This window comes from Ruegeria sp. YKSD179, assembly GCF_059612885.1.
This window is the reverse complement of the sequence record NZ_JBXWRL010000032.1, coordinates 48,572-60,406: the sequence shown is the minus strand read 5'-3', so window position 1 is coordinate 60,406 and position 11,835 is coordinate 48,572. Positions and strand designations below refer to the sequence as shown.

Sequence of the window (11,835 nt, the reverse complement as noted above, 5' to 3'; positions counted from 1 at the left end):
GCCAATAAATCAGCGCAACCGCCCAATCCCTTACCTCAGATGCCCACCGTCTCTCCGATGCGTCCAGCCAACTCTCCAGCCCGTCACCAAACCCATAAAGACCCGGTGAAGGGGTATTTACGGATTGGGGTCAGGACCTGCAACCCCCATTTTGAAAAAACTTCACATTCCACGGCAAAAACTCGCTGAACTTAATGAAAACAACAACTTATGTTTAGAAAGCGCCCGATTTCCCTTCTTGGTGTTCTTTCACTTTAGAGAAATTCCGACTGACTTGTGGCCAATATGCTGGAATCGCTTGCTCAATCTCGCCTTTTCTTTGTGTCCGGTGACAAAAAAGCGCCGCCAAGGCTTCCCAAGGCGGCGCGTCTCAAAGCGATTCATCTGAAGTTACTTCAGATCGAACCTGTCCGCATTCATGACTTTGTTCCAGGCCGCAACGAAGTCATTGACGAATGTTTCACCTGCATCGGACTGACCGTACACTTCGGCCAAAGCCCTCAGTTGCGAATTTGATCCAAAAACCAAGTCCACCCGTGTACCTGTCCACTTGGTTTCACCACTTGTGCGGTCCTTGCCTTCATAGACTCCATTGCCGGAAGGCTTCCAATCGGTGCCCATGTCAAGCAGATTGGTAAAGAAGTCATTGCTCAGCGTGCCGACCCGATCTGTGAACACACCATGAAGTGACCCACCAAAGTTGGCACCCAGAACTCGCAGGCCACCTACAAGAACAGTCATTTCAGGTGCCGAGAGCGTCAACAACTGGGCTCTGTCAACCAGCAGTTCTTCAGGTGAAATGCTGTATTCAGCCTTCTGGTAATTGCGAAAACCATCCGCAGCTGGTTCCAGCAACGCAAATGAATCAACATCCGTTTGATCTTGCGTTGCATCTGTCCGTCCAGGAGTAAATGGAACTTCGACTTCGTGACCTGCTGCTTTAGCGGCTTTTTCAACACCGACCGATCCAGCCAGTACAATCATGTCTGCCAATGAGACTTTCTTGTTGCCAGACTGAGAGTCGTTAAATGATGATTGAATATCTTCAAGCTTGCTCAACACTTTTGCAAGTTTCAGCGGCTCATTCGCCTCCCAGTCTTTTTGCGGTGCAAGGCGAATACGGGCACCGTTGGCACCACCCCGCTTGTCCGATCCTCGGAAGGTCGAGGCCGAGGCCCAGGCGGTCGAAACCATCTTGGAAACCGACAATCCAGACGCCACAATCTTGGCCTTGAGATCAGCCACATCAGAGTCATCTATCAAATCGTGATCAACGGAAGGAACATTGTCTTGCCACAGCAGTTCTTCCGTTGGAGCTTCGACGCCGATGTAGTTCGAACGCGGGCCCATATCGCGGTGGGTCAGTTTAAACCACGCGCGGGCAAAGGCGTCGGCAAATTCCTCAGGGTTTTCGTGGAACCGTTTCGAAATCGGTCCATAGATCGGATCCATGCGCATCGCCATATCGGCAGTTGTCATCATGGTCTTGACCTTTTTTGAGGGATCATGCGCAGCTGGCGCCATGTCTTCCTCTTTCACGCCAACAGGTTCCCAAATCCACGCACCCGAGGGGCTTTTGGTCAGGTTCCAATCATAGCCGAACAAAAGGTCAAAATAGCCGTTGTCCCACTTGATGGGATTCGCCGTCCATGCTCCTTCGATTCCGCTGGTGGTCGTGTCATCCCCTTTCCCGCTGCCAAACTTGTTGATCCAACCAAGGCCCATCTCTTCGATTGGCGCCGCCTCGGGCTCGGGGCCGACCAGATCGGGATCGCCAGCTCCATGCGCCTTGCCGAATGTGTGACCACCTGCAACCAGAGCGACAGTTTCTTCGTCGTTCATTGCCATCCGGCCAAAGGTATCGCGAATGTCGCGACCTGAAGCCAAAGCATCCGGCTGCCCGTCGGGTCCTTCGGGATTGACGTAGATGAGACCCATCTGAACCGCAGCCAGCGGGTTCTCCAACTCTCGATCGCCCGAATAACGGCTGTGCGGGTTGTCGGTTGGAGCGAGCCATTCGGTTTCGGTGCCCCAATAGATGTCTTCTTCTGGCGCCCAGATGTCTTCTCGACCACCGGCAAATCCAAACGTCTTGCCGCCCATGGATTCGATGGCGCAATTACCCGCAATGATAATCAAGTCAGCCCAGGAAATTTGGTTTCCATATTTCTGTTTGATCGGCCACAGCAATCGGCGCGCCTTGTCGAGGTTTCCGTTATCTGGCCAGCTGTTCAACGGGGCAAATCGCTGATTGCCAGTCGATGCCCCGCCGCGGCCATCCGCTGTCCGATAGGTGCCGGCACTGTGCCAAGCCATTCTGATGAACAGGCCACCGTAATGGCCATAATCCGCAGGCCACCAGTCCTGAGAGTCAGTCATTAGGGCAACCAGGTCATCCTTTAGCGCCTGGTAGTCCAGCTTTTTGAACTCTTCTGCATAATCAAAGCCTTCGCCCATCGGATTGGATGCGGGTGAATGCTGATGTAGAATGGAAAGGTTTAGCTGATTAGGCCACCAGTCCCGATTTGATCGGGTCCCGGCACCATGCATAACCGGGCATCCGCCTGTGTTGGGGTTATCACTTCCGTCCATGTCTTTCTCCATTCCTGGCTGAAGCTTGTGTGCGTCGTGCGGTCAAATACGATTGGAAAAACAAGACTGAATGACATCGCTGCTAAAATAGTCCCACACAGGTCGAATATGGGAACATTGGGCGTTTTGGCAGCCATGCCGAAAATTGTATCAGCGATTCGTTCTTCCTGTATGCCGTAAAGTAGCAACTTACTTCTATGCAAATAAGTTTTGTTTTCGGATGATATCAATAGGAAATAATTATCACTCTGCTCGTCTGATTAATCACCTGCTTGCTCAGCGGTAAACTGTTTCGGAATTCAGCTTAGTGACCACTTACTTTTTTATACAGAGCCGACTTGTACCCAAAGAAAATACCAATGACACCAACCAACCATCCCAAGGTCCGAGCAATTTGGATAAACCTTCGGTCAGGCTGAATTGGCATCAGAATCATGGCAACTACTAATCCTAGAAATCGTATCGGAATGCTAAGAAACCCCAGAACCGCGCTGACCGGTTTGTTTTTGAGCTTGCGTCGCATGTATGTGTTTGACTGATCCCGTCCACGTGCGGCCTGATACCAGAATGAAAGCCGCTCAGGAGGAATGGTCTCGTATACATAAGCGTCAGGGACCCAGCCCACTGTCAGGCCTTGGCCTACCGCATCGGCATAAAACTTTGCGTCAGTGCCGCCTGTCATACGCATGGTTTCGTCAAACCAAAGTCCAACCTCGCTAAACAGCCGCGTTTCGCCCAGCCAATTGTTGGTAACTACCGTAACACCACCTGTATCGTTCAGAGCGCTACGCCTGGCGGCGGCTTGCTCCTTCGCCAAATAACGGTTGCTGATATTCCTAAGCATCAGTCGCTGCACACCTGTTTCGCGACCTGACGGACCAGCTGCCCTCAACGGTGCGCCAAGCAACACCGCAGAGCTGGACCTGTACCCTGCAACCAGCCGTTCCAGCCAATCTTGCGCCACAACCTCATCGTCGTCGACAAAGCACAACAAATCAGATCCATTGGCAATAGCCTCTCGCGCCGCCCGGTTGCGCCCAAATGGTATGCCCAACTCTGGTTCCAACACATATTCGATCGCGCATCCATTGGCCAAAGAACTGCCGGCTTCCTGAACAATCTGTTTGCTGTTCGCAACTTTTTCGTTCTCGACCACAAGGAAGCGAACGATGCAATTTGACGGAATGACAAGATCGCCCCAACTCCTCACCAGCGCGGCCAACATTTCCGGACGCTTCCGGGTTAAGGTGGATACAGTAATCTTTAAGTTGGCGGAACGGTCGGTCATATGGGTGCGTCAGTATCTTTGATTATCGACTCTTAGCATCTTAGGAATGCTTTCGCCCATTCCAGTCTTTTGTGGTCTCACTGGCGCCTTTAACATTCAACAACGCCTCTAGCCCAACACGGTAATTTGGGTAAAGCAGCGTAACACCCAATTCATTCTTGATGCGTTCGTTTCTAACGCGTTTATTTTCGCTGTAAAAACTGCGTGCCATTGGTGTCAGGTCTGCCTGGTCAAATGATACAGCCGGAGGCAAAGGCAACCCCTGCAGCTCGGCAGCGTATGCGATCACGTCCTGTGGGGGCACCGGTTCGTCATCACAGACATTGTATATTGCGCCCGGGTTAGGCCGCGCCATCGACGCGGCGAGAACCTGTGCGATGTCGTCAACATGTATGCGCGAGAAGACCTGACCGGGCTTAATGATCCGCCTCAACCCACCACGCCTCAGCTTAGAAAACGGTCCTCTTCCAGGCCCATAGATTCCGGCCAAGCGAAAAATGTGCAGAGGCAAGTTTTCGATTTCAGTCCACTGTCTTTCGGCTCGGGCACGCCATCGGCCTCGCTCGGCGGTTGGGGTTATCGGCGTCGCCTCGTCAACCCATTCACCGTTATGGTCACCATATACTGCGGTCGTCGACAAGTAGCCAACCCATCGAAATTGCGCTGCGCGCGCGACGATCTCCTCGCGAAGCTCGGCCAAAACAGGATCCCCATCCGCAGTCGGAGCCGTCGATACCAGCAGATGCGTCACCCCGTCAAAATCGGGCACTTGTCCTGGCCAGATCAAAGGCTCGGCACCGGATGCGCGAATGGCATCCAGATGTTCCGCATCGCGCGATGTTCCAATGATCCGCCATCCTTGTGGTGCAAGGCGCAGCGACAGGGCGCGGGCCGAGTATCCATGCCCAAATGAAAAGAGTGTGCCAGTCATGGCCCCTTGATGAAACGCGATAACGTGGGATGCAAGTGCGTATGGACACCCTTGATTCGAATCCGCCAATCGGCATTCAATGATGCATGACCCAAAATACACCGAACTTGCATTCAGCCTATGCGCTGAACTCACCAGAAGACAGTAAACGGCTATACGCAGAATGGGCGGGCGATTATGATGATGGTTTTGCTTCGCGTGAGGATTATCAACTGCACATTCACACGGCGCGCGCTTTTGTAAGTGCAGGCGGTCAAGGTCCCGTTCTGGACGTGGGCGCAGGTACGGGTTTGTGTGGCTCGGTTTTGGCAAGCCTAGGGGTCGGTCCAATAGACGCCACCGATATAAGCGCAGAGATGCTGGGCCAGGCGATGCGAAAGGACCTTTATCGCGACGCGATAGAGGCTGACCTGAATCTGGGAATTCCGGTTCCACCCGAAAGCTATTCAGGCGTTGTGTCTTCCGGCACATTTACCCACGGGCATCTCGGCCCCGAGGTTTTACCCGTTTTGTTGCGTGTCGCACGCCCGGGGGCACAATTTGCATTGTCCATCAATGCCAAACACTACACTGAACGCGGCTTTGCCGAAACATTCCATGCGTTGGAACAAGGCAACATTCTTCACTTAACACTTTCTGAGGTGCCGATTTTTGGCGATCTGGCCTCTGGCCCCAACAAAGACGACACAGCGCTTATTGCGTTGTTTGAGCGAAACTGAACCGTCTTTTCGCAGACTTAAGTATACATTTGCTTTTTGTATGCCCGCGTTCGCGTCGTGGCATCGGCGGACCCATCGTGATAAGTTCCAAACCACTTATCGAACGGAATTTCGGATGTACCGTAGTTGCATTCGAAATAACGATGATGCAGCTGATGAAAAAAGTCTCCGGCACGCGCTGCGTCGGTGTCACCGGCCTTTAGCTTTTCAAAGCCAGAATGGGAAAGAACCGGGCTGACCTGTTGAAAATAGGAATGAAACAGCAGGTGCAATGGGTGAGACGGCACTATCAGATGGATGAAGTAGGTGGAGTAGTAAAAAAAGTTCTCGTACCAGTGATTGGAAATTCCTGACCAGGGCCCAATATTGACGTTTCGGTGATGCACTGCGTGCACGTATTTATACAGCTTTGGGTGATGCTCCAGCCGATGCACCCAATAGAAATGCAGGCCTGACCACATAGGGATGAATAACATCCAAACCACGAACCAAACAGGCGCGCTTACCCAAGTGACCGTGGGCGCCCATCCGTTGGCCATCGCCCAGTAAATCAGCCATTGATAGGCCGTTGCGACCGTCATCGCACTGCCTAAAGTCCACCAGATATTGTCCAAGACCTGATTGCGAAAAGTGAATGTTCTGTTGTCACGAATAAGGTCACGACGGTCGAATTTTTTGTACATGCCCTGACCTTTGCGCATGTAAAGCCACCAGTGCAGGCCACCCGCCACAAGAATTTGCGGAATCATGTTCAATAGCCAAATGCGAAACATCCAGCCGGGTGAAAACGTTTTCATCGTCTCAAGGGCGGGAAAGAAGAAAGCATAGGCCGTAACTGCCAACACCATACACAGCGTCAGAGACGTAATCTGCAACCACGCGCCACTATACCACTTAAAAACTGCCGCAGGGCGGGGAGGCCAATTGAACAGCGGGTTCAACGCCACAGGTCCGTCGGGGTGGTAATTCCAGCGGGCGGCTTCGGGATCTGGAGAATTCTCTCTCATCGCTTAATCTCTGCGGTTGATGTCAGGTGGCGTAATCCGAACCTTCGGCATCCAGCAGCGCCTTGATATCACGCATGAAGGAAACAGCTTGGTCGGGATAAACTTCGACTTCTTGCGCGGTTTTTTCAGCAACCTCATTTGACAGAACCCGCAGCTTCTGGCCGGTTTGCAATGCGCGAATGTAAGTTTCAGCCGCGCGTTCGAAGTAGTATAGTCGGTTAAATGTATCTGCCGGATCGCTGCCGATAACCAGAACGCCGTGGTTTCCCATGATCATGACCTTGTTCTTCGGATCCGACAGAAGGGACCCACAACGCTCGCCTTCGCTTTCAAAAGCAAGACCTCCAAACTCCTGATCGATCACATAACGGTTGTAGAAAATTGCTGTGTTCTGGTCGATTGGTGGTAATGTGCTGTCGGCCAAAGTTGCCAGCACAGTCGCAAAAATGGAATGCACATGCATTACGCACCTTGCGTGCGGGCAGTGGCGGTGTATCGATCCGTGCAATCCCCATGCCGTTGGGTCTGGCGCTCCGGGTTGAGTCATGACTTCTGGGTCATTGGCATCTAATAGCAACAGGTCTGACGCTCGAATTCGGGCAAAGTGCATTTGGTTGGGGTTCATAAGAAACTGAGTCCCGTCCTCATTCACCGCCAGGCTAAAGTGATTGGCCACCGCCTCGTGCATGTTTAGACGCTCTGTCCAGCGAAAAGCTGCTGCCAAGTCAACGCGTTCAGACCAATGGTCAATATTCGGGCGCAGGTTTGCGACGCTCATTTTGTCCTCCCTTGGAACCTGAATTCGGCTTGGTAACAAACGTGCATCTGGTCGCAACGTTTGACCAACGAAAAATGTGCCATTAAACCATTAGCTGAACTTATGGCAAGGTTATGTGAATGCAAAATTCACTTCCGCCACTTGGATGGCTACGTACTTTTGAGGCAGCCGCTCGGCACCTGTCCTTTACTGGCGCAGCACGCGATCTGAACATGACGCAAAGTGCCGTTAGTCAGCAGATCAAGTCTTTGGAAGGGTATCTTGGCCAGCCGCTGTTCCTGCGGCGCCCAAGGGTTTTGGAACTGACAGAAGCAGGTATTACTTATCTGCCTGTAGTACGTGAAGCATTCCGCACATTGCTTCGAGGTACACGCGCAGTGACCGGTGCGCAGCAAAACGCAGTGCAAGTACAATGCAATCTCACCTTTGCGGTCAACTGGCTGGCACCGCGGTTGCATAAATTCCGGACCTTGCATCCTGATGTTCAACTGAACATCTTCACCGAATTGTGGGAGCCGAGAGAAATGGCCGAGGGCGCGGCTGTAGAAATCCGGTACTCTTTGCGCCCCGCAGAATCAGTTCGCACTGAACTTTTGCATACTGATCACTACTACCCGGTCTGCGCTCCGGGCTTTGAAGTCACATTGGATACTTTGCAGCAGAAACCATTGTTCGACTGTTCAAATTTGTTGTCAAGCTGGGCGAATTGGGCGGAGGACCAAGCTCTAACATGGACAAATCCACCAATAACATATGCTACGACCTATCTGGTTTGCCTTTCGGTTGCTGCTGCGGGTGGCGGCCTTTGCCTGGCTCATGACGCTATTGCCAAGGGCCTAATCGACGAGGGGCGCTTGATCGCACCGTTTGATCATCGTGCGCCCATGGCTGAAGCCTACTACCTATTGTTATCGCCTGCCGCCGAAGAGACACCCGGAGCCGTTGTATTTGCCAATTGGATCCGGAGCCAATTGCCTCCACAGCAGCACAAACCAACGGTTCCTAGCCAGACTCACTGATCATTTTCGGAACTTTTCGGGGCTTCCGTCTGTCGGGCACTAACGATCAACGACGTCCTTGAGTACTGCCTGGGTCAGCACTTAATGATGGTTTTATGATACCCGTTTTGCGGGGTTGCACCTTCTTCCGCATTGGTGAAAGTTGGGCCATGGAAATTGCACCTCTCCCCAGTTGGCCCGACTCCGCCCATCGTCTGATCGCTGTTGCCGCAGGCCGGGATGCTGCCGATATGGTTATTCGCGGCGGCGTCTGGGTAAATGTGCACAGCCGAGAGTTGTTACCCGACCATGACATAGCAATTGCACAAGGGCGTATTGCGTTTGTTGGTCCGGATGCAAGTCATTGCATCTGTCCAAACACCGAGATCGTTGAAGCGAGCGGGCGCTATATGATGCCGGGTTTGTGTGATGGGCACATGCATATTGAATCTGGCATGTTAACCCCTGCCGAATTTGCGCGTGCAGTAATCCCTCATGGCACGACCTCCATGTTCACAGACCCTCATGAAATCGCGAATGTCCTTGGGCTGGATGGCGTGCGTATGATGCATGACGAGGCGATGATGCAACCGGTGAACATATTCACTCAGATGCCATCCTGTGCGCCATCCGCGCCGGGATTGGAGACGACCGGATACGAAATCACACCCGAAGACGTCGTTGAGGCTATGAGCTGGCCCGGCATAATTGGGCTGGGCGAAATGATGAATTTCCCGGGTGTCATCAATGGCGATGCCAAAATGCTGGCCGAAATCGCAGCAACTCAGAATTCTGGAAAAGTTGTCGGCGGTCACTACGCTTCGCCCAATTTAGGGTCTGCTTTTTCGGCTTATGCTGCGGGTGGCCCTGCCGACGATCACGAAGGTACATGTGAGGAAGATGCCATTGCGCGGGTCCGCCAAGGGATGCGAATGATGATGCGACTCGGCTCGGCATGGTATGACGTAGAAAGCCAGATCACCGCGGTGACCGAAAAAGGATTGGATCCCCGCAGCTTTATTCTTTGTACCGATGATTGCCATTCAGGTACGCTGGTCAATGAAGGACACATGAACCGAGTCGTCCGGCATGCGATCGCTTGTGGCTGCGATCCGTTGGTTGCCATACAGATGGCGACAATCAATACAGCCACTCATTTTGGTTTGGAGCGAGAGATTGGGTCTATTACCCCTGGACGTAGGGCCGACGTGATTCTCAGCTCAGATTTATCTCTGCTTCCCATCGAGACTGTTATTGCGCGTGGTCAGATAGTGGCTCAAGACGGCTCGATCACCGTCGATTGCCCTCATTTGAATTGGCCGGCCTCCGCACGAAATACCGTACATCTGGGACATAAGCTGACTTCCTCAGATTTTGAGATTCAAGCTCCTAAAGGAGCCAACCGAGTGAAGGCCAATGTTATCGGAGTCGTGGAAAATCAGGCGCCAACCAAAGCATTGAAGGCGGAACTGCCTATCATCGAGGGTTTGGTGGAGGGCGAGGATGAGGTTTGCCAAATTGCCTTGGTCGAGCGGCACCGCGCGACCGGAGGTGTAACCAACGCCTTTGTCTCAGGCTTTGGGTATCAAGGCAAAATGGCGATGGCCTCGACGGTGGCGCACGACAGCCACCACATGATCGTCGTGGGCACCGACCGTGAACAAATGGCGATGGCCGCTAACCGATTGGCCGAAGTGGGCGGCGGCATCACGATATTTCGAGATAGGCAAGAGCTTGCTTTGGTAGAGCTTCCCGTTGCTGGCCTAATGTCAGACAGCCCCGCCGCCCAAGTCGCAGCCAAAGCCGAAAACATGGTCGCGGCCATGCAAGCCTGCGGTTGCCGCCTCAACAACGCGTACATGCAACATTCTCTGCTGGCGCTTGTCGTGATCCCCGAGCTGCGGATTTCAGACATTGGGTTGGTGGATGTCCGCACATTTAAAAAGATTGATCTTTTGGAACCGTTAGCATGACAAAAATTGTAACGCCCGACATTCCCAAATCTGCACAGTTCACCGATCCGGGTGCGGCGGTTGCCCGTCTCGAAGAATTGTATCAATCAGCAACCCGTTTCTTGTGCGAAAACTTTGCTAAATCAATGGACGGGGATGCTCCAAACCTTCGGTTTAGAGCCTACTACCCAGAGATTCGAATAGAAACGTCATCATACGCACAAGTAGACAGCCGCTTGAGTTTCGGTCACGTCTCGGAACCGGGTGTTCATGCAACAACAGTAACAAGACCGGATCTGTTCAGATCTTACCTGACCCAACAGATTGCTTTGTTGATCAAAAATCATGATCAACCGGTTTCAATCGGTGCGTCAGATACACCAATCCCGGTTCATTTCGCGGTTGCCAATAATCCGGGTCTTCACGTTCCGCATCAGGGCGCAGCTGGTTTCACGTTGCGCGATGTCTTTGATGTTCCTGATCTGACTACCACCAATGATGACATCGTAAACGGAGTTTATGACGGCGAAGACAGTGTGGGTCCGTTATCTCTGTTTACCGCTCAGCGCATCGACTATTCGCTGGCAAGGCTTGCTCATTATACGGCGACCGACCCCAGCCACTTCCAAAACCATGTCCTGTTTACAAACTATCAGTTTTACGTGTCCGAGTTCGAAAATTATGCTCGTGAGCAACTCGCCGACCCCGACAGTGGCTACACCAGCTTTGTTTCAACCGGAAATGTGGAAATATCTGAACCTAACCAAAAGCTCGAACAGCCGTTAAAGCTGCCTCAAATGCCGACCTACCACCTAAAGCGTGCTGACGGATCCGGTATCACTTTGGTCAACATTGGCGTTGGACCTTCGAATGCCAAAACTGCAACAGACCACATTGCAGTTTTGCGCCCACACGCTTGGTTGATGGTCGGACATTGCGCAGGTCTGCGGAATACGCAGGCATTGGGCGACTTTGTCCTGGCCCACGCTTATCTGCGCGAGGACAAGGTTCTGGACGACGATTTACCGGTTTGGGTTCCTATCCCGCCTCTGGCTGAGGTTCAAGTCGCACTGGAACGCGCAGTGGCAGAAGTAACCGAACTGGAGGGTTACGAACTTAAGCGTATAATGCGTACCGGTACTGTTGCTTCGGTTGACAACCGCAACTGGGAACTTCGCGACCAGTCCGGGCCAGTGCAACGGCTCAGCCAATCGCGCGCGATTGCGTTGGATATGGAGAGCGCGACGATCGCCGCAAATGGCTATCGTTTTCGCGTTCCGTATGGGACATTGCTTTGCGTTTCAGACAAACCACTGCACGGAGAACTGAAATTGCCAGGCATGGCTTCATCCTTTTACACAACTCAGGTAAGCCGCCATTTAGCGATTGGAATTCGCGCGATGGAGCACCTTCGCGGCATGCCCCTAGAGCGTCTGCACAGTCGGAAATTGCGTTCTTTCGACGAAACTGCCTTTCTCTGACGTAAAAAAGCAACGATTTCCCCATATTTTTATGGTTTTTGGCGCTACTATTCGTTGTGTTTGACCACAATATCCCGTTAAAGTTACGC

The 11,835-nt window shown here is 52.5% G+C and carries 9 protein-coding genes; 4 read left to right on the top strand and 5 right to left on the bottom strand.

Going from position 1 to position 11,835, the window contains the following annotated elements:
• Positions 1-390: 390 nt before the first annotated feature.
• The 3 genes from katG to AC2FNE_RS15320 all read right to left on the bottom strand — a co-directional run bounded on the left by katG (position 391) and on the right by AC2FNE_RS15320 (position 4,811).
• Positions 391-2,592, bottom strand: coding sequence for a catalase/peroxidase HPI (katG, locus tag AC2FNE_RS15330; RefSeq protein ID WP_496805732.1), 2,202 nt, complete (start codon positions 2,590-2,592; stop codon positions 391-393).
• A gap of 304 nt (positions 2,593-2,896) precedes the next feature.
• Positions 2,897-3,880 (bottom strand): glycosyltransferase family 2 protein, encoded by a 984-nt coding sequence (locus AC2FNE_RS15325; protein WP_496805731.1) that lies wholly within the window; start codon positions 3,878-3,880, stop codon positions 2,897-2,899.
• 40 nt (positions 3,881-3,920) lie between these two features.
• Positions 3,921-4,811, bottom strand: a complete 891-nt coding sequence (locus AC2FNE_RS15320) for an SDR family oxidoreductase (protein ID WP_170606614.1) — start codon at positions 4,809-4,811, stop codon at positions 3,921-3,923.
• 86 nt (positions 4,812-4,897) lie between these two features.
• On the opposite strand from AC2FNE_RS15320, the gene AC2FNE_RS15315 reads away from it, so the two are divergent.
• Positions 4,898-5,530 (top strand): class I SAM-dependent DNA methyltransferase, encoded by a 633-nt coding sequence (locus AC2FNE_RS15315; protein WP_496805730.1) that lies wholly within the window; start codon positions 4,898-4,900, stop codon positions 5,528-5,530.
• A gap of 17 nt (positions 5,531-5,547) precedes the next feature.
• Here AC2FNE_RS15315 and AC2FNE_RS15310 read toward each other — a convergent pair whose 3' ends face one another.
• Together AC2FNE_RS15310 and AC2FNE_RS15305 are read right to left on the bottom strand one after the other, a co-directional pair.
• A complete protein-coding gene (locus AC2FNE_RS15310; protein WP_496805729.1) occupies positions 5,548-6,537 on the bottom strand; it encodes a sterol desaturase family protein in 990 nt (329 codons plus the stop codon).
• A 22-nt stretch (positions 6,538-6,559) separates the two neighbouring features.
• On the bottom strand, positions 6,560-7,315 hold the full coding sequence (locus tag AC2FNE_RS15305) for a class II aldolase and adducin N-terminal domain-containing protein (protein ID WP_496805728.1): 756 nt from the start codon (positions 7,313-7,315) through the stop codon (positions 6,560-6,562).
• Positions 7,316-7,434: 119 nt separating this feature from the next.
• Between AC2FNE_RS15305 and AC2FNE_RS15300 the strand changes: the two genes are divergently transcribed.
• From AC2FNE_RS15300 to AC2FNE_RS15290, 3 genes are all read left to right on the top strand, one after another.
• Positions 7,435-8,334 carry a LysR family transcriptional regulator gene (locus AC2FNE_RS15300; protein WP_170606608.1) on the top strand — a complete coding sequence of 300 codons (900 nt, stop codon included), beginning with the start codon at positions 7,435-7,437 and terminating at the stop codon, positions 8,332-8,334.
• 149 nt (positions 8,335-8,483) lie between these two features.
• Positions 8,484-10,286, top strand: coding sequence for an adenine deaminase (gene ade, locus AC2FNE_RS15295; protein ID WP_496805736.1), 1,803 nt, complete (start codon positions 8,484-8,486; stop codon positions 10,284-10,286).
• Complete coding sequence (locus AC2FNE_RS15290; RefSeq protein ID WP_496805727.1) at positions 10,283-11,746, top strand: AMP nucleosidase; 1,464 nt, start codon at positions 10,283-10,285, stop codon at positions 11,744-11,746. The genes ade and AC2FNE_RS15290 overlap by 4 nt, the downstream gene beginning before the upstream one ends.
• Positions 11,747-11,835: the final 89 nt, after the last annotated feature.

Coding starts and splice junctions, on each gene's coding strand:
- katG (WP_496805732.1), bottom strand. CDS start 2,592: ATGGACGGAAGTGATAACCCCAACACAGGCGGATGCCCGGTTATGCAT.
- AC2FNE_RS15325 (WP_496805731.1), bottom strand. CDS start 3,880: ATGACCGACCGTTCCGCCAACTTAAAGATTACTGTATCCACCTTAACC.
- AC2FNE_RS15320 (WP_170606614.1), bottom strand. CDS start 4,811: ATGACTGGCACACTCTTTTCATTTGGGCATGGATACTCGGCCCGCGCC.
- AC2FNE_RS15315 (WP_496805730.1), top strand. CDS start 4,898: ATGACCCAAAATACACCGAACTTGCATTCAGCCTATGCGCTGAACTCA.
- AC2FNE_RS15310 (WP_496805729.1), bottom strand. CDS start 6,537: ATGAGAGAGAATTCTCCAGATCCCGAAGCCGCCCGCTGGAATTACCAC.
- AC2FNE_RS15305 (WP_496805728.1), bottom strand. CDS start 7,315: ATGAGCGTCGCAAACCTGCGCCCGAATATTGACCATTGGTCTGAACGC.
- AC2FNE_RS15300 (WP_170606608.1), top strand. CDS start 7,435: ATGCAAAATTCACTTCCGCCACTTGGATGGCTACGTACTTTTGAGGCA.
- ade (WP_496805736.1), top strand. CDS start 8,484: ATGGAAATTGCACCTCTCCCCAGTTGGCCCGACTCCGCCCATCGTCTG.
- AC2FNE_RS15290 (WP_496805727.1), top strand. CDS start 10,283: ATGACAAAAATTGTAACGCCCGACATTCCCAAATCTGCACAGTTCACC.